At 66.3% G+C, this 22660-nt stretch carries 18 protein-coding genes; 4 read left to right on the forward strand and 14 right to left on the reverse strand.

The window, feature by feature from the left end:
- Positions 1-9 precede the first annotated feature (9 nt).
- From prmA to ASC78_RS13160, 3 genes are all read left to right on the forward strand, one after another.
- The gene (prmA, locus tag ASC78_RS13150; RefSeq protein WP_055801746.1) at positions 10-894 is read left to right on the forward strand and encodes a 50S ribosomal protein L11 methyltransferase; all 885 of its coding nucleotides are present in this window, start codon (positions 10-12) and stop codon (positions 892-894) included.
- 73 nt (positions 895-967) lie between these two features.
- Positions 968-2323, forward strand: a complete 1356-nt coding sequence (locus ASC78_RS13155; protein ID WP_055801750.1) for a zinc-ribbon and DUF3426 domain-containing protein — start codon at positions 968-970, stop codon at positions 2321-2323.
- A 50-nt stretch (positions 2324-2373) separates the two neighbouring features.
- Positions 2374-3276 (forward strand): carbohydrate kinase family protein, encoded by a 903-nt coding sequence (locus ASC78_RS13160; RefSeq protein ID WP_055801754.1) that lies wholly within the window; start codon positions 2374-2376, stop codon positions 3274-3276.
- Positions 3277-3355: 79 nt separating this feature from the next.
- Here the strand turns inward: ASC78_RS13160 and ASC78_RS13165 are convergent, their stop codons facing one another.
- From ASC78_RS13165 to ASC78_RS13200, 8 genes are all read right to left on the reverse strand, one after another.
- Positions 3356-3883, reverse strand: a complete 528-nt coding sequence (locus ASC78_RS13165) for a histone H1-like DNA-binding protein (protein ID WP_055801757.1) — start codon at positions 3881-3883, stop codon at positions 3356-3358.
- A gap of 196 nt (positions 3884-4079) precedes the next feature.
- Entirely contained in the window at positions 4080-5258 is a 1179-nt protein-coding gene (locus ASC78_RS13170) for a ribonucleotide-diphosphate reductase subunit beta (RefSeq protein WP_055801759.1), read from the reverse strand.
- 178 nt (positions 5259-5436) lie between these two features.
- A complete protein-coding gene (locus tag ASC78_RS13175; protein WP_055801762.1) occupies positions 5437-8349 on the reverse strand; it encodes a ribonucleoside-diphosphate reductase subunit alpha in 2913 nt (970 codons plus the stop codon).
- A 350-nt stretch (positions 8350-8699) separates the two neighbouring features.
- Positions 8700-9311, reverse strand: coding sequence for a 1,6-anhydro-N-acetylmuramyl-L-alanine amidase AmpD (gene ampD / locus ASC78_RS13180; RefSeq protein WP_055801765.1), 612 nt, complete (start codon positions 9309-9311; stop codon positions 8700-8702).
- Entirely contained in the window at positions 9304-10869 is a 1566-nt protein-coding gene (locus tag ASC78_RS13185; protein WP_443082717.1) for a sigma-54-dependent transcriptional regulator, read from the reverse strand. Before ASC78_RS13185 ends, ampD begins: the two co-directional genes overlap by 8 nt.
- Before the next feature lie 4 nt (positions 10870-10873).
- Positions 10874-12571: a two-component system sensor histidine kinase NtrB gene (locus ASC78_RS13190; protein WP_055802188.1), complete on the reverse strand. Its 1698-nt coding sequence runs from the start codon at positions 12569-12571 to the stop codon at positions 10874-10876.
- A 16-nt stretch (positions 12572-12587) separates the two neighbouring features.
- Complete coding sequence (locus ASC78_RS13195; protein WP_055801767.1) at positions 12588-12848, reverse strand: PP0621 family protein; 261 nt, start codon at positions 12846-12848, stop codon at positions 12588-12590.
- Positions 12845-13654, reverse strand: a complete 810-nt coding sequence (locus ASC78_RS13200; protein ID WP_055801770.1) for a cytochrome C assembly family protein — start codon at positions 13652-13654, stop codon at positions 12845-12847. Before ASC78_RS13200 ends, ASC78_RS13195 begins: the two co-directional genes overlap by 4 nt.
- Before the next feature lie 114 nt (positions 13655-13768).
- Between ASC78_RS13200 and ffh the strand changes: the two genes are divergently transcribed.
- Complete coding sequence (ffh, locus tag ASC78_RS13205; protein WP_055802190.1) at positions 13769-15157, forward strand: signal recognition particle protein; 1389 nt, start codon at positions 13769-13771, stop codon at positions 15155-15157.
- A gap of 110 nt (positions 15158-15267) precedes the next feature.
- Here the strand turns inward: ffh and mdoH are convergent, their stop codons facing one another.
- From mdoH to miaB, 6 genes are all read right to left on the reverse strand, one after another.
- Positions 15268-17283 (reverse strand): glucans biosynthesis glucosyltransferase MdoH, encoded by a 2016-nt coding sequence (mdoH, locus tag ASC78_RS13210; RefSeq protein ID WP_055801771.1) that lies wholly within the window; start codon positions 17281-17283, stop codon positions 15268-15270.
- Positions 17284-17290: 7 nt separating this feature from the next.
- Positions 17291-17494: a hypothetical protein gene (locus ASC78_RS13215; RefSeq protein WP_055801774.1), complete on the reverse strand. Its 204-nt coding sequence runs from the start codon at positions 17492-17494 to the stop codon at positions 17291-17293.
- A gap of 193 nt (positions 17495-17687) precedes the next feature.
- Positions 17688-19076, reverse strand: a complete 1389-nt coding sequence (locus ASC78_RS13220; RefSeq protein ID WP_055801777.1) for a sigma 54-interacting transcriptional regulator — start codon at positions 19074-19076, stop codon at positions 17688-17690.
- Between the two features lie 31 nt (positions 19077-19107).
- Complete coding sequence (locus ASC78_RS13225) at positions 19108-19719, reverse strand: hypothetical protein (RefSeq protein ID WP_443082718.1); 612 nt, start codon at positions 19717-19719, stop codon at positions 19108-19110.
- Positions 19720-19834: 115 nt separating this feature from the next.
- Complete coding sequence (locus tag ASC78_RS13230) at positions 19835-21262, reverse strand: sensor histidine kinase (protein ID WP_055801782.1); 1428 nt, start codon at positions 21260-21262, stop codon at positions 19835-19837.
- On the reverse strand, positions 21262-22626 hold the full coding sequence (gene miaB, locus ASC78_RS13235; RefSeq protein WP_055801785.1) for a tRNA (N6-isopentenyl adenosine(37)-C2)-methylthiotransferase MiaB: 1365 nt from the start codon (positions 22624-22626) through the stop codon (positions 21262-21264). Before miaB ends, ASC78_RS13230 begins: the two co-directional genes overlap by 1 nt.
- Positions 22627-22660 lie beyond the last annotated feature (34 nt).

Raw genomic sequence — 22660 nt, forward strand, 5'->3', positions numbered from 1 at the left:
CACCACGGCATGTTTGAACTACGCCTCATGGCGCCGGAAGACCGGGTCGAGATGCTCGGCGATGCGCTCGACGCACTCGATGCGCTGAGCGTGTCGGTCGAAGACGCCGACGCCCAGACCGATGCCGAGCAGGCGTTGTTCGGCGAGCCCGGCATGCCGCCGCCCAAGGAAGGCTGGCAGCGTTCGCGCGTGATCGCGCTGTTTGCCGACGAAGCGCTTGCCAATGAGGCGGCGTCGGTACTCGCGCTGCAAGACTTCTTTGACGGCTGCGAAGTGCTTGGCGTGGCCCCGGTGCCCGACCAAGACTGGGTGCGGCTCACGCAGTCGCAATTCGCGCCGGTCGAAATCACGCCCGAGTTCTGGATCGTCCCCACCTGGCACGAGCCACCCGAACAGGCGAAGCAGGTGATCCGCCTGGACCCAGGGCTCGCCTTCGGTACCGGTACGCATCCCACCACGCGCATGTGCTTGCGCTGGATCGCCAAGCAGGGCGCGTTCGCCGGCCAGCGTGTGCTCGACTACGGCTGCGGCTCCGGCATCCTTGCGATTGGCGCGGCGAAGTTCGGCGCGCCCGACGTCGATGCGGTCGACATCGACGAAGCGGCCGTTTCGTCGACCCGTCTCAACGCCGAAGCCAACGGCGTGCGCCTGAACGCAGGCCTGCCCGAAGCAGCCAAGGGTCGCTACGAAACGGTGCTGGCCAACATCCTGGCCACGCCGCTCAAGGTGCTTGCGCCGCTTTTGTGCAGCCACGTGGCGCCTGGTGGGTCGCTGGTCCTGGCCGGCATCCTCGAGCGCCAGGCCGACGAGCTGAAGCAGGCCTATGCGCCGTATGCCACGCTCGAGGTCAGCGACAGCGAGGACGGCTGGATCCTCATGACGGCGCGCTGCTGAGGACGCAGCGGGCCTTTCGTGTCGCTCTGATTCCGCTGGCGCGGCGAGGGCCCAACCCTACAATCGCCCGGTCATGAGCCTCGTCACGCGCTGTCCCGCCTGCACCACCACCTTCAAGGTGGTTCGCGACCAGCTCCGCATCTCGGATGGCTGGGTGCGTTGCGGCCGTTGCAGCCACGTGTTCGACGCCACACTCGATCTGCACGAGGCACCCGACGCCGCCCCGGCGGCCGCTGCGGTGTCGCCACCGCCTGCTGCAGCGCCGGCCGCCAAACCAGGGCCGGCTTCCGAGGAGTCGCGGCATACGGTCGATGACGCGGATTTCTTTGACGAAGAGCCCGAGGGCCGCGAAGCATCCGAAGTCTCCGCTACGGGGCCCGAGTCCGAATCTCTGGCGGCACCTGCACCAGCGCCCGCATCCGCTTCGGCTTCGGCTTCGGCTTCGGCTTCACCTTCGGTCTTGCCGGCACACGGCATCGTGGCGGATGAGCTGTGGTCCGACTTCGAGGCCAACGAACCCGAGTGGCGTCCGCCGCCCAGCTCGTTGCCGCCGTTTCCGAACATCGACCTGAATCTTGCGGCCCCACCTTCGCCCCCGCCGCCGCCGGCCCCTCCCTTGCCGGCCCTGCGCCTCAAGGCCCGCGAACTGGTGGCCTCGGCCAGCGACGAGAACGAGAAGCACGAGCCTGTGTTGGACCGCGACCAGGTGCAAATGCAGAAGGCGCTACGCCGGGCGCGCATCAAGTCCGCCAAGATCGCCGGCGCCAAGGCGCGGGACGAGCGCAGCGCCGCCAAGGCGTCGGCGTCGATGGTGCGCGAGGCGAGCGAGCCCGATCCAAGTCTCTTGCCGCTCCCCTCAGTTCGCGACGACGTAGATGATTCCGAGCGGCTTCCTCTTTTCGACGGCGAGAAGCCGATCTCCGGTGCCGGGGGGGTCTGGCAGCGTGGCGCGGTGCGGCGCTGGCTGTGGATTTTTGCGACGCTTGCCGTCCTGCTGCTGATCGTTCAAGTTTTGCGCCACGAGCGCGATGGCATCGTGGCCCGCCAGCCGAACCTGCGCCCGGCCCTTGCCGCGCTGTGCGGATTTACCGGCTGCGAGCTCACGGCGCTGCGCCAGATCGGCGACATCGTGATCGAGGGCGCCGCCTTCGCGCGCGAGAAGACCGGCAACAACGACTACCGGCTCAGCTTCACTCTTCGCAACGGCGCCAGCGTTCCCCTGGCCATGCCGGCGGTTGAGCTTTCGCTGCTCGACACGCAGGAGCGCGCCGTGGTGCGCCGCGTGTTGACGGCCGCCGACTATGGCGCGCCCGCGGTGCTTCCGGCCCGTTCCGACCAAGCTGCGTCGTTGCCGCTGGCCTTGTCCGCCACCGAGGCGGCAACACTGCCGCCCATTGCCGGCTACCGCGTCGAGGCGTTCTATCCTTAGGCCGGACTCGCGTTCCGCTTTTTCATCCATTTCAATCCAACGGTTCACCCATGGCAGCAGTGATTTGCGGTTCCCTCGCGTTCGACACCATCATGACTTTCGAGGGCCGGTTCGCCGACCAGATCCTTCCGGACCAGCTGCACATCCTCAATGTGTCGTTCCTGGTGCCGGGCCTGCGGCGTGACTTCGGCGGCTGCGCCGGCAACATCGCCTACAGCCTCAACGCACTGGGCGGCACGGCGCTGCCGATGGCCACGCTCGGCAGCGATGGTGCGGACTACCTGGAGCGCATGCGCGCGCTGGGCATCAGCACCGAGTTCGTACGCCAGCTGGACGACACCTTCACCGCGCAGGCGATGATCATGAACGACGTCGACAACAACCAGATCACCGCATTCCACCCCGGCGCGATGCAGCAGGCGCACCTCACGAAGATCGTCGCCCGCGAAGACATCCGCGTTGGCATCATCGCGCCAGACGGCCGCGAAGCCATGCTGCAGCACGCGGAGCAGTTTGCCGCCGCCGGCATCCCGTTCGTGTTCGACCCGGGCCAGGGCTTGCCGATGTTCGACGGCGATGCGCTCAAGCATTTTGTCGAACTGGCGAGCTGGGTCGTCGTCAACGACTACGAAGGGAAAATGCTGTCGCAGCGCACGGGTTGGAGCTTGGCCGAGATCTCGAAGCGCGTGCGCGGCCTGGTGGTCACGCTGGCGGGCGAGGGGTGCGAGGTCTGGACCGACGGCGAGCGCGAGCATGTGCCGGGCGTGACGCCCACCGCGGTGGTCGAACCCACCGGTTGCGGCGATGCATGGCGCGGCGCGCTGCTGTTCGGTCTCGAGAAGGAATGGCCGCTCGCGCAGTGCGCAGCGCTGGGCAATCGCATTGGTGCGCTCAAGATCGCGCAACGCGGGCCGCAAAACTACCAGATCGACAGGCAGGCGCTCGGCCTCTGAGCCGCTGGATCAGGCGCCCATAAAAAAAGCCCGACACCGTGAGGTGCCGGGCTTTTTGCCGTCAAGGCCGCTGAGAAACTCAGGGCTTGCTGGCCGTCGGAAACGGCCAGGCTGCCTGCGGATTCAGCGTCGTTTGCGCTGCAGGAGCAGGCGCTGCGGCAGGTGCTGCCTTTGCGGCCTTCTTCGCAGCAGGCTTCTTGGCAGCAGCGGCAGGCTTGGCAGCGGGCTTTTTCGCGGCTTTCTTGGCCGCAGCCTTTTTGGCAGGAGCCTTCTTGGCGGCAGCCTTCTTCGCAGGGGCCTTCTTGGCAGCGGCCTTCTTCGCCGGAGCCTTCTTCGCCGCCGCCTTCTTGGCAGGAGCCTTCTTCGCTGCGGCCTTCTTCGCCGGAGCCTTCTTGGCAGCGGCCTTCTTTGCCGGAGCTGCCTTCTTGGCGGCTACCTTCTTCGCAGGCGCCTTCTTGGCGGCTACCTTCTTGGCTGCGACCTTCTTGGCCGGAGCCTTCTTCGCAGCTACCTTCTTGGCGGGAGCCTTCTTAGCGGCCGCGACCTTCTTTGCCGGAGCCTTCTTTGCAGCGGCCTTCTTAGCCGGCGCTTTTTTTGCAGTTGCCATTTCTATTTCTCCTTGATCAAGTTGAAAAAATCAACCTATTGAAGCACTCCGCGCACGTTGGTAGCGCAAAGCGATTCATGGCGTTGGAATCTGTGCTCCAGCACCATGAACACCTGAGCCCTCATCCATGCCGCGCTCTTCGGCGCGATCGGTGGCAAGGGCAATTCTTGAATTCATTAATTCTTGTCGGAAAGATTCAATCCCACGAGAGCGCGCCGCCCGATTGGTACTCGATCACGCGGGTCTCGAAAAAGTTGCGCTCTTTCTTCAGGTCAATCATTTCGCTCATCCAGGGGAACGGGTTTTCCTCGTTCGGGAAGAGCGTTTCGAGGCCGATCTGCTGTGCCCGCCGATTGGCGATGTAGCGCAGGTAGCCCTTGAACATGGAGGCGTTCATGCCGAGCACGCCACGCGGCATGGTGTCTTCGGCGTATTTGTACTCGAGCTCGACGGCCTTCATGAAGAGGGCCTTGATTTCCGCCTTGAACTCGGGGGTCCAGAGGCCGGGGTTCTCGAGCTTGAGCTGGTTGATCAGGTCGATGCCGAAATTGCAGTGCATCGACTCGTCGCGCAGGATGTACTGGTACTGCTCGGCGGCGCCGGTCATCTTGTTCTGGCGGCCCAGCGCGAGGATCTGCGTGAAGCCGACGTAGAAGAAGAGGCCTTCCATCAGGCAGGCGAACACGATCAGCGACTTGAGCAGCGTCTGGTCGGTTTCGTGCGTGCCGGTCTTGAAGAGCGGGTCGCTGATGGCGTCGATGAACGGGATCAGGAACTGGTCCTTCTCGCGGATCGACGGCACTTCGTTGTAGGCGTTGAAGATCTCGCTCTCGTCCAGGCCGAGCGACTCGACGATGTACTGGTACGCGTGCGTGTGGATCGCTTCCTCGAAAGCCTGGCGCAGCAGGAACTGACGGCATTCGGGCGCCGTGATGTGGCGGTAGGTGCCCAGCACGATGTTGTTGGCGGCCAGCGAATCGGCGGTCACGAAGAAACCGAGATTGCGCTTGACGATGCGGCGCTCGTCTTCGGTCAGGCCGTTCGGGTCTTTCCACAACGCGATGTCGCGCGTCATGTTCACCTCTTGCGGCATCCAGTGGTTGGCGCAGGTGGCCAGGTATTTTTCCCAGGCCCACTTGTACTTGAACGGCACCAGCTGGTTGACGTCGGTCTGGCCGTTGATGATGCGCTTGTCGGAAGCCTTGACGCGCTGTGCGGCGACGGGGGCTGCTGTGGGCTGCTGTGCAATCGACGAAGTCGGAGCGTCCACCGATCGGCCTGCGGTGATGCCGCTGGTCGATGCGTGGTGTTGCTGCAATCCTTGTTGCATATCCTTTGGCAAGGAGGGCTTGACTTCTTCGTCCCAGGTCAACATAGAAAAATCCAATGCTCAATTATCGGAGCAACGATGTGAGTTGCAAAGTGCTCGTTCACGTCGCGCTCCATTTATGTGGTTGTTATGTTGCTCTCATGCATCGCGCGATGTCAGTCGATGCCGTGATCGACTGAGAGTTCGCGCGTCGTGCATGCACCTCTCTGACTTCACTCGCGCGTCATTGGCATGCTTCGCAAGTCGGATCGTCGACGCCGCAGAACGCGATGTCGGTCGCAGGCATCGCACTCATCTGCGCCTTCGCTGCAGCTGCCGCAGCCTCGAGTGCACTCATGCCCGACGATGCATCGCTGCCCGACGACACCGCGTTGAGTCGGCCCGATTGCACCGTCGATTTTTCGGCGTGCGTCGCGCTCTGCGTGCGCAGGTAGTAGGTGGTCTTCAAGCCGCGCAGCCATGCGAGCTTGTAGGTGTCGTCGAGCTTCTTGCCCGATGCGCCGGCCATGTAGATGTTGAGCGACTGCGCCTGGTCGATCCACTTCTGGCGGCGCGCGGCGGCTTCGACCAGCCACGTGGTCTCGACTTCGAACGCGGTGGCGTAGAGCGCCTTCACGTCTTGCGGCACGCGGTCGATCGGGCGCAGCGAACCGTCGAAGTGCTTCAGGTCCATCACCATGACGTCGTCCCACAGGCCCAGGCGCTTCAGGTCGCGCACCAGGTAGTGGTTAATCACGGTGAACTCGCCCGACAGATTCGACTTGACCGAGAGGTTGCCGAAGCAGGGCTCGATGGACGCGTCGACGCCGATGATGTTGGAGATGGTCGCGGTCGGTGCGATGGCCACGCAGTTCGAATTGCGCATGCCGTCGGCCTTGATCTTCTGGCGCAGCGCGTCCCAGTCGAGCGTGGCCGAGCGGTCGACCTCGACGTAGCCGCCGCGGGCCTTCTCGAGCAGCTCGAGCGTGTCGATCGGCAGGATGCCCTTGTCCCAGAGCGATCCCTTGTAGCTCGAATACTTGCCGCGTTCCTTGGCCAGCTCGGTCGATGCCCAGTAGGCGTGGTAGCAGATCGCTTCCATCGACTCGTCGGCAAACTGAACGGCTTCTTGCGAGGCGTACGGAATGCGCAGTTCGTACAGCGCGTCCTGGAAGCCCATCAGGCCCAGGCCGACCGGACGGTGGCGCAGGTTCGAGTCGCGCGCCTTCTTCACGGCGTAGTAGTTGATGTCGATCACGTTGTCGAGCATGCGCATCGCGGTTGCGATCGTCTTCTTGAGCTTGTCGTGGTCGACCTTGCCGTCCTTCAGGTGCTGCAGCAGGTTCACGGAACCCAGGTTGCAGACAGCGGTTTCGGTGTCGCTGGTGTTCAGCGTGATCTCGGTGCACAGGTTCGACGAGTGAACCACGCCGGCGTGCTGCTGCGGCGAGCGCACGTTGCAGGCATCCTTGAACGTGATCCAGGGATGGCCGGTCTCGAACAGCATCGTGAGCATCTTGCGCCAGAGGTCCGACGCCTGGATGGTGCGGGCGGGCTTGATCTCGCCGCGCGCGGCCTTTTCTTCGTAGGCCACGTAGGCCTTCTCGAAGTCGGCGCCGAACAGGTCGTGCAGGTCGGGCACGTTCGACGGCGAGAACAGCGTCCAGGTGCCCTTTTCCATCACGCGGCGCATGAAGAGGTCAGGGATCCAGTTGGCCGTGTTCATGTCGTGCGTGCGGCGGCGGTCGTCGCCGGTGTTCTTGCGCAGCTCCAGGAACTCCTCGATGTCGAGGTGCCAGGTTTCGAGGTACGTGCAGACGGCGCCCTTGCGCTTGCCGCCCTGGTTCACCGCCACGGCGGTGTCATTCACCACCTTGAGGAACGGCACCACGCCCTGCGATTCGCCGTTGGTGCCCTTGATGTGGCTGCCGAGTGCGCGCACGCGGGTCCAGTCGTTGCCCAGGCCACCCGCGAACTTCGACAGCAGCGCGTTTTCCTTGATCGACTCGTAGATGCCGTCGAGGTCGTCAGGCACGGTGGTCAGGTAGCAGCTGGACAGCTGCGAGCGCAGCGTGCCGGCGTTGAACAGCGTGGGCGTGCTCGACATGAAGTCGAACGACGACAGCACTTCGTAGAACTCGATGGCGCGCGCTTCGCGGTCGATTTCGCCGAGCGAGAGGCCCATGGCCACACGCATGAAGAAAGCCTGCGGCAACTCGATGCGCGACTTGCGCACGTGCAGGAAGTAGCGGTCGTACAGCGTCTGCAGGCCGAGGTAGTCGAACTGGTTGTCGCGCTCGGCCTTGAGCGCGGCGCCCAGGCGGGGCAGGTCGTACTGCAGCAGCTTTTCGTCGAGCAGTTCGTTCTCGACGCCCTTCTTGATGAACTGCGGGAAGTAATCAGCGTAGGTCTGTGCGCGCTCGGCGGGCATGACTTCGCGGCCGATGATCTCCTTGAAGATCGTGTGCAGCAGCAGGCGGGCGGTCGCGAAGGTGTAGTCCGGGTCCTTCTCGATGAGCGTACGCGCAGCCAGGATCGAGGCCTTGTAGACCTCGTCGAGTGGCACGCCGTCATACAGGTTGCGCATCGTCTCGGCGACGATGGGCGCGGCGGTGATGCCATCGCCCAGGCCTTCGCAGGCCGATTCGATCAGGCCCTTGAGCTCGTTCAGGTCGAGCGCCACACGTTCGCCGCCGTCCAGCACATGGAGCATCGGCGCGGCCGGTGCTTCCTGCGCGCCCTGCTTGGAGCGCTCCTGCGTACGGCGTTCGCGGTACAGCACGTAGGCTCGCGCGATTTCGTGGTGGCCGCCGCGCATCAGGCCGAGCTCGACCTGGTCTTGCACGTCTTCGATGTGGAAGGTGCCGCCGCCCGGACGCGAGCGGACCATGGCGCGGATCACGCCTTGCGTGAGGGTGTCGACCGTTTCGCGCACGCTGGCAGATGCCGCGCCCTGGGTGCCATGCACCGCCAGGAAGGCTTTCATCATCGCGATGGCGATCTTGTTGGGCTCGAAGGGGACCACGGCGCCGTTGCGGCGAATGATCTGGTAGTTCGCGAGGTTCTGGGCGGTGGTGGAGCCCACGGTGTCGCGCTGCTGCTGCGGCGTGGAGGGAACGGCGCGCGGGGTCGATGGGGTGTTCAGGGATGTTTGCATTCGCTTCCTCTCGGTATGGCAATTCTTGTTGGGTGGCAGCGCCTTGGTCGGGCGTTGCGCCGGCGTTGTTGGCCGGACGGAAGACACTATATCTAGGGTCTCGGGGGTCCACAAGCCACTACAGGTAGTGTTTTGACGAAGTTTAACCCCTACGGGTATTTCTCTACCGATCACACATGGCCATCGGTGCCCCATGAATACTGGACTATGGTCGCGCAGGCCGCATGGGGCGTGGCTTGCGAGCCAATTTGGGCCTGCAAGGCGCATGGTTGCTACGCCCCGCATCTGCATCGGCCGCGCCGATGCGGCGCAAGCGCAGCGCATCGCAGGGCGCCGCGCGATAAAAAAAATTAGCGCGGGATCGCCTGCTCGGGAAACATTCGCGTGTCCCAACCGAGTTGCGCGCGCAGCAATTGCCAATCGAAGCCGGCGCCAGGGTCCTGCTTGCGGCCCGGCGCGATGTGCTCATGGCCGGCGATATGGGCAATGGCGTAGTGCTGCGCGATCGCGGCCGAGAGGCTGGCCAGCGTCTCATATTGCGGCTCTTCGAAACGCTCGCCTTCCAGCCCTTCGAGTTCGATGCCGATGGAATCGTCGTTGCAGTTCTGGCGGCCGCGCCATGACGACGCGCCGGCATGCCAGGCCCGGTCGTCGCAGCTCACGAACTGCCACAGCTCGCCGTTGCGCCGCACATAGAAATGCGAGGAAACCTTAAGGCCGCGAATGGATTGGAAGTAGGGGTGCGCATCCCAGTCGAGCTGGTTGGCAAAGAGCTGTTGCACCGCATCGCCGCCATATTCGCCCGGCGGCAGGCTGATCGAATGCAGCACGATCAGGTCGGTCTGCGCGCCCGCGGGCCGAGGGCCGAAATTCGGCGAGCGCAGCGTCTTGGCGAAGCGGTACCAGCCGGCGTGCCAGAGGCCGTCGTCGTGGCTGCCCGCGTTGGCTGGTGCGTCAGTCATCGGTCGGGCTGGCAGCACCTTCGTCGCCGTTGGGCGTGGTGATGCCCAGCCGCGCGATGCGGTAGCGGATTTGGCGCAGGCTCATGCCGAGGCGCGCCGCGGCTGCCGTTCGGTTGAAGCCGCTTTCGCGCAGCGCACGCACGAGAATCTCGCGCTCCTGCTGGTCGAGGTAGGCCTGCAGATCGGAGGGAAGGGCGGCGGGCCTGGGCTCCGCCACCGCGCTTGCGGCCGGAGCGGGTGCTGGAGGCGATTCGCCATCGGCCACTGAAGACGACAGGGGCGAAGGCGCGGTGGCCGCAGCGGTCGAATCTGCCGGCGCCGCGGCAGGCTGTCCGCCCGCCGTCAGATCGAGGTGCAGCTCGTCGCCGTCGTTGAGCGCCACGGCGCGGTGCAGCAGGTTCTCGAGTTCCCGCACGTTGCCATCGAGTGGGTGCTGCGCCAGGCGGCGCAGCAGATCGGCGGACAAGTGGGGCACCGGCAATCCGCCATCCTGCGCAATGCGCGCGAGCAGCGCGGCGCAAAGCGCGGGCAGGTCTTCGCGCCGGTCGCGCAGGGCGGGCACCGCGATCTCGATCACGTTGAGCCGGTAGAACAAATCTTGCCGGAAGCGGCCGGTCTGGACCTCGGCGTGCAAGTCCTTGTGGGTGGCGCTCACGATGCGCACGTCCACCGCATCTTCTTGCGTGGAACCGATCGAGCGCACGCTGCGCTCCTGGATGGCACGCAGCAGCTTGGACTGCATGGCCAGCGGCAGGTCGCCGATCTCGTCGAGGAACAGCGTGCCGCCGCGCGCGGCCTGGAAGTAGCCGTCGCGGTCTTGCGACGACCCGGTGTAGGAACCCTTGCGAGCGCCAAAGAACTCGGCCTCGAGCAGGTTCTCGGGGATGGCGCCGCAGTTGACCGCGATGAACGGGCCTTCGCTGCGCTGGCTGCAGGCGTGCACGGCGCGCGCCACCAGTTCCTTGCCGGTGCCCGATTCGCCACGCACCAGCACCGGCGCCATGCCGCGCGCCACCTTGGCGATGCGCGACTTGACGAGCCGCATCGGCTCCGAATCGCCCACCAGCCGCTGGAGCGCCGCAACGCCGCTGCCTGGAACGGTGGGCACATCGGTGCGTTCGCCCGTTTCCGCAGGCGCCGCGCGCACGGCCTTGATTGGGGGCGCCTGCTGCGCCTGCACGGCTGAAGCGACCACCGCGCGGAACTGCTTCAGGTCGACCGGCTTGGTGAGGTAGTCGAAGGCGCCGGCTTTCAGTGCCTCGACCGCGTTCTCGGCCGAGCCATAGGCCGTCATCACGACGCATCGCTCGCTGCGCTGGTTCTTCTGGATGCGATGGATGATTTCCATGCCCTGCCCGTCGGGCAGCCGCATGTCGGTGATCACCGCATCGAAGTGCCCGGCCTCGAGGTGCTGCCAGGCTTCGGAGACGCTGCCGGCAGCCTCGACGCGGTAGCCCTCGCGCAGCAAGGTCAGCTCGTAGAGCGTGCGCAGGTCGGGTTCGTCGTCGATGACCAGGATGTTGGCCGGACGCTGCAGGTTAGAAGGAGGAGTGCTCACGGCGCTATTGTGTCAGCCGGTTTTCGCTCGGCGCAAAGCTGACGAAGAATTCGTTGCCCTCCGGGCCGCCCGCCACCAGCGCGCGCCGCTCGTAGCCGATGGTGGCGCCATGGCGCCGGCATAGCTCGCGGCAAAGGAAAAGGCCGAGCCCGCTGGAGCGGCTCTCGGATGAGAAAAAAGGTTCAAACAGGTGGCGCTGCACGGCGGGTTCCAGTGGCGCGCCGTCGCTCCACACCTGCAGGCTGGGTCGTCCGGATGTGCCGCGCTGCATGGTGGTGACGACCTGGATCGACCCGTCCCGGCTGCCGGCATAGCGCGCCGCATTGTCGAGCAGGTTCACCAGCAGGCGGCGCAGGTGCTCGACGTCGAAGCGGACCTCGCTGTCGGCGGCATCGAGCGTGATCAGCACGCCCTTGCGCTGCGTGTGGCGCACCCATTCTTCGGCCAGCGCCCGCACGGCGGGATCGAGCGCGACCTGTTCGCCGAGCGAGAGCACGCGCTGCTGGCGCGCGCGCGAAACGTCGAGCACGTCGTCCACGATGCGGGCGAGCCGCTGCGCGTTGTGCTGGACCATGCTGGTCAGCTTGCGGTGCGCGGGATCGGTGAGGTCTTCGTTGAGCAGTGCGCTGGCCTGGGTGATGGCGGCCAGCGGGTTGCGGATTTCATGCGCCACCGCGGCCGACATGCGGCCCATTGCGGCAAGCTTCTCGGTGCGGATGCGGGCCTCGAGTTCGCGCAGGTCCTGCAGGAACATCACGCACAGGCTGTCGACGCGCTGGTCGCTGGTGGGCGTGAGCCGCGTGCGCACCCGCACCTCGCGCGCGGCGCCACGCGCTTGCGCTACCGGAATCTCCTCGCTTTGCGGCGCGCGGCGCGCGAAAGTCTGGCGTGCCAGTGCCGCCAGGGCATGCCAGGCCGGCTGCGCATGCAGCGCAAACGGCAAGGCGAGCCGGGCCAAGCCTTGTCCGAGGATGGCATCGGCCGCCGGATTGGCCGCATGCACCATGCCTTCGGCGTCGATCACCAGCACGCCTTCGCTCAATGTCTCGATCACCAGGTCGTTGACCTGCGCCTGCATCTGCGCGCTGCTGCGGTTGCGCAGCGCGGTTTCTTCTTCGCGTGCGAGCCGGCGCGCCAACTCGTGCGCCAGCAGGGCCACCACGAAGAGGCCGGTGCCCGTGAGCGCCGCCTGCACGAAGCGGGTGGAGGAATCGCCCGGTTGTTGCAGCCAGTGCCACCCCGCGTCGGCCAGCAGCAGCAGGGTGACCGTGGCCGTGGTGCCCAGGCCTACGGTCACCGTGCCGAGCACAGCGCTCATCAGCACGGGCAGCGCGAACAGCGGCGTGTAATTGATGTTGCCGCCCTGGAGCACCTGGAGCGCGGTGAAGGTGCCGAGGTCGATGCCGATGGTGACGAACCACAGCGCCGCAAAGCCACGGATGGGAGGCGTGAAATGCGCGTAGCGGGCGCCCAGCCAGCTGGCGACCAGATAGCCGGCCGACAGTGCAATGGCCAGCGGCTGCATCGTCTGGCCGAGCGCCATGGCGACGCCCTGCAGCAGCACCAGGATAAGCGCAACGAAGCAGCGTGCCGCCATGAAGCCGCGCCACAACCGCAGCAGCGCGGCGCTTTCGCTGCCGCCCGGCTCGAGCAGATCCCAGTCGGTAGCGGCCTCGCCTCGCGGCCAGAGGGAAGAGCTCATGGAGCGGGCTGTTCCGTCAGCCGCGCTCGGCGGCCTGGCGGTGCGCAGCACTGCAATAGACCGCCTCGCCCGGACCCGCGATGGCATCGCTCGCGGGCAGGTGCAAGCCGCAATGGGCACAACGGAGCATGGCCTGCGGAGCCGCCGGCGCGGCGGGCGGACGCTGGGCACGGGCTGCTGCCTGTTCGCGCTCGGCCTCGCGCATTTCCTCCCGGCGGTTCCTGCGCCAGAGCCAGATGGCCACCCAGAGCACCGCGAAAACGAGCAGGTATTTCATGACATGCCGCGCGCCAGCACTACTTCGAGCACGAAGCGCGAGCCCACGTAGGCCAGCAGCAACAGGACGGAGCCGGCGTAAAGCACGCGCCGCGCCGTGCGGCCGCGCCAGCCGAAGCGCACGCGGCCGATCAGCAGCACCGCAAAGCTGATCCAGGCCAGCACCGAGAACACCGTCTTGTGGTCCCACTTCCATCCGCGGAACGACGCGCCATACAGCGTTTCGCTGAACAGCAAGCCAGCAAGCAGCGTGGCGGAAAGCAGCACGAAGCCAGCCATCACGAAGCGGAAGGTGAGCCGCTCGAGCGTGAGCAGCGGCAGGCCGGCCTGCGGCTCGGTGGCCAGACGGATCTGCTTCTCGGCCCGCGTGATCAGCCAGGCATGGACCACCGCGGCGCCAAACAAACCATAGGACGCGATGCCGAGCGCAAGGTGCAGCGGCAGCCACGGCGATGCCGAGACGTGCAGCGGCGTGCCCGGAAACAGCACGCCGAGCAGCACGGCGGCCGCCCCCAGCCAGGCCAGCGCACGACGCACCTTCATCTGCGGGTACATGCTGCTTTCGACCGCATAGACGGTAAGCACCAGCCAGGCGGTGACGGAGAGCGCTGGCGCAAAGCCGAAGTGCGGCTGGCTGCCGACCAGGCCGTGGCCCAGCACCGCGGCATGCAGCAGCCATGCCAGCCCGAGGGCCCACTGGGTGGCTTTTCGGCTCAGCCGGGCACCAGCGGCAGCGGCAAATCCGTAGGCAGCCGCGGTGGCGATGCCCAGCGCCACCGCGAGGGGGGAGGGGATCGCTAAAATCATCGGTAGAGTTTATCTCCCCCAGGCGTGCGCACTTTCTTCGTGTCGCAGTAACCGGCCGATCTCCAGTTTCGACTTCCAATGACCCGCCGCGGCGGGCAGCAAGGCATCTCTTTCATGGCCACCGCCCTCACAGAAAAGTTTTCCCGCCTCGTCAAAACGATGAGCGGCCAGGCGCGCATTACCGAAAGCAACGTGCAGGACATGCTGCGTGAAGTGCGCATGGCGCTGCTCGAGGCCGACGTGGCGCTGCCCGTGGTGCGCGACTTCGTGGCGCGGGTGAAAGAGAAGTCGCTCGGCCAGGAAGTGCTGGGCTCGCTCAAGCCGGGCCAGGCGCTGGTCGGCATCGTGAACCGCGAACTCGCCGCCACCATGGGCGAGGGCATCTCCGACATCAACCTTGCGGCCCAGCCGCCCGCGGTGATCCTGATGGCCGGCCTGCAGGGCGCGGGCAAGACCACCACCACCGCCAAGCTGGCCAAGCACTTGATCGAGAAGCGCAAGAAGAAGGTGCTCACCGTGTCGGGCGACGTCTATCGGCCCGCCGCCATCGAGCAGCTCAAGATGGTGACCAAGCAGGCCGGCGCCGAGTGGTTCCCCAGCACGCCGGACCAGAAGCCGCTCGACATCGCGCGCGCCGCGCTCGACCACGCCAAGCGCCACTTCTTCGACGTGCTGCTGGTCGACACGGCAGGCCGCCTGGCCATCGACGAAGTGCTGATGACCGAGATCAAGCAGCTGCACGGTGCGCTCGATCCGGTCGAAACCCTGTTCGTGGTCGATGCGATGCAGGGCCAGGACGCGATCAACACCGCCAAGGCCTTCAAGGATGCACTGCCGCTCACCGGCATCATCCTGACCAAGACCGACGGTGATTCGCGCGGTGGCGCGGCGCTGTCGGTGCGTCAGGTGACGGGCGTGCCGATCAAGTTTGCCGGCACCAGCGAGAAGATCGATGGCCTGGAAGTGTTCGACGCAGAGCGCCACGCCGGCCGCATCTTGGGCATGGGCGACATCGTCGCGCTGGTCGAGCAGGTCACGGCCGGCGTCGACGTGGCGGCGGCGCAGAAGCTCGCGGCCAAGGTCAAGAGCGGCGCCGGCTTCGACCTGAACGACTTTCTCGGCCAGCTGCAGCAGATGAAGCAGATGGGCGGCCTCTCGAGCCTGATGGACAAGCTGCCGCAGCAGATGGCCGCCAAGGCCACCGAGGCCGACATGACCCGTGCCGAGCGCGACATCCGCCGCAAGGAAGGGATCATCCAGAGCATGACGCCGCTGGAGCGCCGCAAGCCCGAGCTTCTCAAGGCCACGCGCAAGCGCCGCATCGCGGCCGGCGCCGGCGTGCAGGTTCAGGAAGTGAACCGCCTGCTCAACGAGTTCGAGCAGATGCAGGGAATGATGAAGAAGATGAAGGGCGGCGGCCTCATGAAGATGATGAAGCGCATGGGCGGCATGAAGGGGATGGGCGGAATGGGTGGTCCCGGCGGCCCCAAGCTGCCCTTCTAGTTATATATATAGAGAGAGATGGCTGCTGCCTGGCAGCCGCTCCATGAAAAAAGCCGGCCCAGTGGCCGGCTTTTTTTATTTGCGCTGAGCTTCAGCGCATCAGCCAATCATCAGGCGGTAGCCAGCGCCGCGGGGCGCGCCAGGCGCAGCGCGTGCATCCAGGCGCGGCGCAGCACGGCCGGCGAACGCGATTCCTCGGGAATCAGCAGGAAGCCGCGGTCGCGCAGCGACGTGCCCAAAGCGATCTGGCTGGTCAGCACCGTGAGCGGAATCGCCAGCAGCAGCGGCAGGCCAACAGGCATGAGCCAGATCAGTGCGCTCGGGTCGATCATTGCGACGCCCAGGGCCAGCGCGCCGACCACGATGCTCATGGGAGCGAGCTGCGACACGGCAACCTTCCATGGCACCGCAGCGGCTTCACGCGGGGGCGACTTCCATTCAAGCTTGATGCCGGTGAGGGCAACCAGCACGAACAGCGAGTGAGCCAGCATGCGAACCGGCGCCTGCACGATGGCAAGGCCGCTTTCGAGCACCGAGCTCTTCACCAGGCCCCACAGGCCGCCGTACTGGCGTTGCTCGCCGCGCATCAGCACGGCAGCGATGCCGAGCACGCGGGGCAGGAACAACAGGCACAGGGTCCAGACCCACAGGCCGGCCAGTTCCGCAGGCAGCACGCTCCAGCTGGAGATCAGGCTCGAGCCGCTCAGCCACAGCGCGGTGCCGAGCGTCAGGAACGCAAGCCACAGCGGTGCCGAGACATACGCCATGGTGCCGGTCACGAACATTGCGCGGTGCACCGGGTGAATGCCGGGCTCGGCCATCAGGCGGGCATTCTGCAGGTTGCCCTGGCACCAGCGGCGGTCGCGCTGCAGTTCGGCCAGCAGGTCCGGCGGTTGCTGTTCGTAGCTGCCGACCAAGTCGGCGCACAGCCACACGTTGTAGCCGGCGCGGCGCATCAGCGCGGCTTCGACGAAGTCGTGCGACATGATGCCGCCCGACATGCCGCCGGTGCCCTTGATGGGAGCCAGCGCGCAATGCTTCATGAAGGGCTCGACGCGGATGATCGCGTTGTGGCCCCAGTAGTGTGATTCGCCCAGTTGCCAGAACTGCATGCCCAGCGTGAACAGGCGGCCCGTCACGCGGGAGGCGAATTGCTGCGCGCGGGCATGCAGCGTCACGTGGCCGATGGCCTGCGTGGCGGTCTGGATGATGCCGGCGGTCGGGTTGGCTTCCATCAGCTTGACCATCGAGGTCAGGCAGTCGCCGCTCATCACGGAGTCGGCGTCGAGCACGACCATGTAGCGGTAGTCCTTGCCCCAGCGGCGGCAGAAGTCGGCCACGTTGCCGGCCTTGCGGTGCGTGCGGCGGGTGCGCAGGCGGTAGTACACCTCGACCTGCGGCTGATTCGGGCTGTCGGCCAGTGCGGCGCGCAGATCTTCCCAGGCAGCGCGCTCGGCGGCGGCGGTCTCGGGGTTGTAGCTGTCGGACAGCACGAACACGTCGAACTGTTTCGCGTGGCCGGTGGTGGCAACCGATTCGCAGGTGGCGCGCAGGCCAGCGAACACCGTGGCAACGTCTTCGTTGCAGATCGGCATGATGATCGCGGTGCGTGCCTCGGGGTTCATCGGGTGGTGGGCCACCTGCTTGACCGAGAGCGCGTGCTTGTCACCGCGCACCGAGACGTAGAAGCCCATCAGTGCGGTGACGAAGCCGGTGACGACCCAGCCCGAGAGCAGGCCGTACAGGCCGATCTGGCCGTATTCGAGCCAGACGTTGTCGTAGTCGGGTTGCACGCCGGCAAACAGCGCGGAGGCGATCACGGTGCTCAGCAGCGTGAGTGCCATGAATGCGAAGCGGCGCTGCGCCGCGGCACGCTGCCACGGCTGCTTGACCTGTGCGCCGGCTTCGGCGGTCTCGGCTTCCGGCTTGCTGCCGGCGCCAAGCTTGACCAGCACGGCGGTGCCGAGGCTGTTCCAGAAGCCGCGCCAGGGGCGGGGCGCCATGGAGCCACGGTTGACCGGCGGAGCGGTCACGGCATTGGGATGGCGTTCTTCGCGCACCGGGCTGCGGTGCGAAAAGTCGGCTTCGGTCAGCACGTTCAGTTGGGAGAAGTCGTTTGGCTTCATGTGTGATTTACCAACGTTGCTTGTCGAGGGAAGGGGTGTCGCCAATGGCAGGAAAGCGCTTGATGACGCAATCCGGTTCGGCGCCGCCTGCACTTGCGAGCGCGGCCGCCGAATGACCCGCGGCACGGGGCCGCGAGAGGGAAAACTGCTTTTGACGCAGGCCGTCGCGCTGCTGGCGCAGTGCGAAAGATGGGCTGGTGAGTGCTGTCATGCCTTTACAGGGGCAAACCCTGTGCCAGCATGGAAAAACGCTTTCAGATCAATGACTTATGTCGATCTGGATGCAGTTTTGGCGGCTGGGGCCATTTGGAAGGCCCCGAAACCCCTGTTTTTGTCGCCGAATCCCGACAAGGCTTGGAGGCTGGTGGAAAATATCGTTTTAAATCAACGCCTTAGGGGCGTCGCTACTCGGCGACAGGCTCGCTGCCGGGAGCGACAGCGTCGGCCTTGAAGTGCCCCGGCGTGAGTTCGTGCTTCTGCAGCAGACGATAGAACTCCGTGCGGTTGCGGTCCGCCAGCCGGGCGGCATCGGCCACGTTGCCGTCGGTCAGCTTGAGCAGGCCCACGAGGTAGTCGCGCTCGAAGCGCTGCTTGGCCTCGGCATAGGTCTGGACCTCGACCGTCGGCACACGCAGCGCCCGCTGCACGAGCGCCAGCGGAATCAGGGGCGAGCTCGACAGCGCGCAGACCTGCTCCACCACGTTGTAGAGCTGGCGCACGTTGCCGGGCCAGGCCGCGGTGGCCAGCGCCTTGAGCGCCTCGGGCGCGAAGCCGGACAGCCGCTTGCCGTATTTGGTCGACAGCTTCTGCAGAAAGTGGTTCGCCAAAAGCGGAATGTCTTCGCGCCGGGCCGACAGCGGCGGCAGCGTGAGCGTGACCACGTTGAGCCGGTAATAAAGGTCTTCGCGAAACTGGCCTGCCGCCATGGCCGCGTCCAGGTCGCGGTGGGTGGCCGAGATGATGCGCACGTCGACCTCGATCGACTGGCTGGCGCCAAGCGGACGCACCGCGCGCTCCTGCAGCACGCGCAGCAGCTTGACCTGAAGGGCAGGCGGCATGTCCCCGATTTCGTCCAGCAGCAGCGTGCCGCCGTCGGCCTGCTGGAACAGCCCCTTGTGGTTGGCATGGGCGTCGGTGAAGGCGCCCTTCATGTGGCCGAACAGTTCCGACTCGAGCAGCGCCTCCGGAATGGCGCCGCAATTGACGGCCACGAAGGGCTTGTCGGCGCGGGCGCTGGCGCGGTGGATGGCGCGTGCCAGCATTTCCTTGCCGGCGCCGCTGTCGCCGCGCAGCAGCACCGAGGCGTCCGACTTGGCGACCATGCGCGCCTCGGCCAGCAGCTCGGACATGCGGTTGCTGCGGCTCACGATTTCGGCGCGCCAGCTTTCGTCGCCGGCCTTGGCAGGCGTGCTGGCCGGAGCGCCGAGCGCCAGCGCCTGGGCGATCTTGTCCAGCAGCTCGCGGCCGTCGTAGGGCTTGGTGAGGTAGGTGAACACGCCGCGTGCCGTGGCCTCGACCGCGTCGGGAATGGTGCCGTGGGCCGTGAGCAGGATCACCGGCAGCGAAGGATGCCGCTTCCTGATCTCGTCGAACAGCTGGAGCCCATCGCGCCCGGGCAGCCGCACGTCGCTGAGCACCAGTTGCGGATGCTCGATCTCGAGCTGCGTGAGCGCGGTCTCGGCCGAAGTCACGGCCGTGACCTGGTAGCCCACCGAACTCAGCCGCATCGAGAGCAGCCGCAGCATGTCCGGATCGTCGTCGACTACCAGCAGGCGTGCGCCGGTCGTGCTCATCGGAGGGACTCTTTCCGCGGTCGCTGGATGTTCATGGGTTTGGCTTGGCTCCGCCGGGTGCCGGCAAGGTCGGCACCGGCGCGTTATTGGGGCGCGCAAAGCTGCGCTCGATGGCGCGCAGCGCTTCGATGCGGTCGTTGAGCTGGTCGATGCGGCGCTGGCTCTCGCGCAGCTGCTGCACTTGCTTGTCGCGGTCGTCCTCGACGCGGCGCTGCTCCACGTAGCGCGCGGCCAGCGCGCGCGCAAGCGGCTGCAGCGGCTGGGCCTCGGGCGAGGGGTTGGACATCACGCGCTGCAGCAGGCCCAGGGCGCGCGCCAGGTCGGCCGGAACGCGCGTCTGCGCCAGCAGCAACGCAAGCTGCATCTGCGCGGTGGGCGAATCGCCCGGATCGCCGGCGCGGGTGATTTCGGCATTCAGCTCGGCGCCGCCCAGCGGGCGGACCTTGTCTGCGTAGGCCAGCACGGCTGCCACAGGGCCTTGGGTCATCAGCGTGAAAAGCGATGCCGGCTGGGTGGCGGGGGCCTTGGGTTCGGCCTCTACCGGCACCACGCGCGGCGCCGCGGGCGGCGGTGGCACGGCATCCGCCTCGGCGGGTGGCTTGGGCTGCGTCGTACAGGCGGCCAGCAGCAGGACGAAAGGCATGGCCACCGCCCCGGACAGGGTCGAACTGCGGACGAACGGAAAAAACATGGGTTGAAAAAAAGACAAGAGGCGGTGTTTCAGTGGATGCCCGGGGTAGCGGAGCTTCAGGATGGATTCAGGCCGTGCGCGGCAATTCGATGCGAAAGCGCGCGCCGGGCCCGCCTGGCTGCAAGGTGATGCGGCCTCCATGGGCAGCAATGTACTCCTGCACGATGGAAAGGCCGATGCCGGTGCCCTTTACGGCGTGCTCGGGCTGGCGCTCGCCCCTGTAGAACGGCTCGAAAATCCTGTCGCGGTCGCCTTCGGCAATACCCGGGCCGGCGTCGTTGACATCGATGCACGCCGAATCCGCCGTGCTCGATACCGCGATGGTGATCACACCGCCCGGCGTCGAATAGCGGATGGCATTGGACAGCAGGTTGGCCACCGCGGTACCCAGCTTGACGCGGTCCACCGTGAGCGCCAACGCTTCGCCTTCGGCCCGAACGCGCAGTCCGTGGGCCTGCCATTGCAGCCGCTGGGCCTCGATCTGTTCCTCGATCAGAGGCAGCAGTTCGGTGCGTTCGCGGCGCAGTTCGCGCGCTTCGAAGGCGGCGGCATTGAAGCGCAGCAGCGCCTCGATCTGGCCCTGCAGCGAAACGGTGTTCTGGTTCAGGATCTGCGCCACTTCGAGCTGGGCCGGGTTCAGCGGGCCCGTCACGCCGTCTTCGAGCAGCGAAACGCCTTCCCGCAGCGCGGCCAGCGGCGTCTTGAGCTCGTGCGACACATGGCGCAGGAAGCGCGCCTTGTCTGCGTCCAGCTCGGTCAGGCGCAGGCGCAGCCATTCGAGCTGCTGCGACACGCGCCGGACGTCGGCCGGACCGCGGATGTCGATGGGCTCGTCCAGCCGGTTCTGGCCCAGGCCGACGATGGCGTGTTCGAGCCGCTTGAACGGGCGTGCGAGCCAGATGCCGAAAGCCAGCGCCAGAGAAACCGCGAGCACGCTCGCCGCAACCACCTCGCGCATCAGGCGGCGGCGCGCGTTCTCGATGCGCTTGGCGAGCGCGTCGTTCTGCATCTCGATGAGGAACTGGGCCTGCTGCGCGATGTTGGTGTTGAGCGAGTCGAGATCGCGGAACTGGATGGCCATGCTGTTCTCGCGCGAGAGCGCGGTATCGGAGCTGCCGCTCATCAGACCCTCGATCACGCCGAGCTGGCTTCGCCACATCTCGATGCCCGTGGGCGCGAGGCCGTTTCTCTCGAGCCGTTCCAGCACCTGGTGCGCCTCGCGTGCGGCATCGTCGAAACGGCGCCGCAGCACGGCATCGTTCAGCACCAGCGACTGGCGCCCGGCACGTTCCATGGCCGCACTGCGTTCGGCCAGCGACTGGGCCGCGCCCGAAAGCCGCAGCGCACGCGCGGCCGCATCGCGGCTCTGCGTCATGAGCACGTCGTACTGAAACACCGAGCGCAGCGCCACGCCCACCAGGAGCGCGGTGATCAAGAGGAAAGCGAAAAGAAGGAGCTGCTGGAACGAGCCCCGTGTCGACGGCCGTTTCGCCATCAGGCGGCGAGCGCGGCGGAAGCCGGCACCGTCGACGATTCGCGCGTGGCCACTTCGCCGCGCAGCGTGTAGGCCAGCGAGCGCGTGATGCGCAGGTCGGCCATCTGCCCGACCAGGCGCGCATCACCCTCGAAGTTGACGACCCGGTTGCACGCGGTGCGGCCCATCAGTTCGTTCGCGTCCTTGCGTGAAGCCCCTTCGACCAGCACGCGCTGCGTGGTGCCCACCAGCGCATCGCCGAAGCGGCGCACGTTGCCGTCGATCACGCGCTGCAGCGTTTGCAGGCGCGCCAGCTTCACCGCATGGGGCGTGTCGTCGTGCAGCGCGGCGGCCGGCGTGCCGGGGCGCGGGCTGAAGATGAAGCTGAAGCTGTTGTCGAACTGGCAGTCGTCGATCAGCTTCATCATCTTGGCGAAGTCTTCGTCCGTCTCGCCCGGGAAGCCGACGATGAAGTCGCTCGACAGCGCGAGTTCGGGCCGGATGGCGCGCAGCTTGCGCACGGTGCTCTTGTATTCCATGGCCGTGTAGCCGCGCTTCATGGCCATCAGGATGCGGTCGCTGCCGTGCTGCACCGGCAGGTGCAGATGCGACACCAGCTGCGGCACCTTGGCGTAGGCCTCGATGAGCCGCGGCGTGAACTCGTTGGGGTGGCTGGTGGTATAGCGGATGCGCTCGATGCCCGGGATCTCGGCCACGTATTCGATCAGCAGCGCGAAGTCGGCGATCTCGGCCGTGTCGCCCATGCGCCCGCGGTAGGCGTTCACGTTCTGCCCCAGCAGCGTGACCTCTCGCACGCCCTGGTCGGCAAGGCCCGCAATCTCCACCAGCACGTCGTCCAGCGGTCGGTTCACTTCCTCGCCGCGCGTGTAGGGCACCACGCAGTAGCTGCAGTATTTGGAGCAGCCTTCCATGATCGACACGAAGGCGGTCACGCCTTCGACGCGCGCGGGCGGCAGGTGGTCGAACTTCTCGATCTCGGGAAAGCTGATGTCCACCTGCGGCCGCTCCAGCCGCTCGCGGTCCTTCAGCATCTCGGGCAGGCGGTGCAGCGTCTGCGGGCCGAACACGATGTCGACATAGGGCGCGCGCGCGATGATGGCTTCGCCCTCCTGGCTGGCCACGCAGCCACCCACGCCGATCTTCACGCCCTTGGCCTTCAGGTGCTTCACGCGTCCGAGGTCGGAGAACACCTTTTCCTGCGCCTTCTCGCGCACCGAGCAGGTGTTGAAGAGGATGAGGTCGGCCTCGTCCACGTTCTGCGTCGGCTCGTAGCCCTCGGCGGCGTTCAGCACGTCGGCCATCTTGTCCGAGTCGTACTCGTTCATCTGGCAGCCGAAGGTTTTGATAAAGACTTTTTTGCTCATGGGGTGCTCTCTGGGCCTCCCGCTAAGGGAAAGG

Source organism: Variovorax sp. Root318D1 (genome assembly GCF_001424835.1).
In the GTDB taxonomy this organism is placed as follows: domain Bacteria; phylum Pseudomonadota; class Gammaproteobacteria; order Burkholderiales; family Burkholderiaceae_C; genus Variovorax.

Coding starts and splice junctions, on each gene's coding strand:
- prmA (WP_055801746.1), top strand. CDS start 10: ATGTTTGAACTACGCCTCATGGCGCCGGAAGACCGGGTCGAGATGCTC.
- ASC78_RS13155 (WP_055801750.1), top strand. CDS start 968: ATGAGCCTCGTCACGCGCTGTCCCGCCTGCACCACCACCTTCAAGGTG.
- ASC78_RS13160 (WP_055801754.1), top strand. CDS start 2,374: ATGGCAGCAGTGATTTGCGGTTCCCTCGCGTTCGACACCATCATGACT.
- ASC78_RS13165 (WP_055801757.1), bottom strand. CDS start 3,883: ATGGCAACTGCAAAAAAAGCGCCGGCTAAGAAGGCCGCTGCAAAGAAG.
- ASC78_RS13170 (WP_055801759.1), bottom strand. CDS start 5,258: ATGTTGACCTGGGACGAAGAAGTCAAGCCCTCCTTGCCAAAGGATATG.
- ASC78_RS13175 (WP_055801762.1), bottom strand. CDS start 8,349: ATGCAAACATCCCTGAACACCCCATCGACCCCGCGCGCCGTTCCCTCC.
- ampD (WP_055801765.1), bottom strand. CDS start 9,311: ATGACTGACGCACCAGCCAACGCGGGCAGCCACGACGACGGCCTCTGG.
- ASC78_RS13190 (WP_055802188.1), bottom strand. CDS start 12,571: ATGAGCTCTTCCCTCTGGCCGCGAGGCGAGGCCGCTACCGACTGGGAT.
- ASC78_RS13195 (WP_055801767.1), bottom strand. CDS start 12,848: ATGAAATACCTGCTCGTTTTCGCGGTGCTCTGGGTGGCCATCTGGCTC.
- ASC78_RS13200 (WP_055801770.1), bottom strand. CDS start 13,654: ATGATTTTAGCGATCCCCTCCCCCCTCGCGGTGGCGCTGGGCATCGCC.
- ffh (WP_055802190.1), top strand. CDS start 13,769: ATGGCCACCGCCCTCACAGAAAAGTTTTCCCGCCTCGTCAAAACGATG.
- mdoH (WP_055801771.1), bottom strand. CDS start 17,283: ATGAAGCCAAACGACTTCTCCCAACTGAACGTGCTGACCGAAGCCGAC.
- ASC78_RS13215 (WP_055801774.1), bottom strand. CDS start 17,494: ATGACAGCACTCACCAGCCCATCTTTCGCACTGCGCCAGCAGCGCGAC.
- ASC78_RS13220 (WP_055801777.1), bottom strand. CDS start 19,076: ATGAGCACGACCGGCGCACGCCTGCTGGTAGTCGACGACGATCCGGAC.
- ASC78_RS13225 (WP_443082718.1), bottom strand. CDS start 19,719: ATGCCTTTCGTCCTGCTGCTGGCCGCCTGTACGACGCAGCCCAAGCCA.
- ASC78_RS13230 (WP_055801782.1), bottom strand. CDS start 21,262: ATGGCGAAACGGCCGTCGACACGGGGCTCGTTCCAGCAGCTCCTTCTT.
- miaB (WP_055801785.1), bottom strand. CDS start 22,626: ATGAGCAAAAAAGTCTTTATCAAAACCTTCGGCTGCCAGATGAACGAG.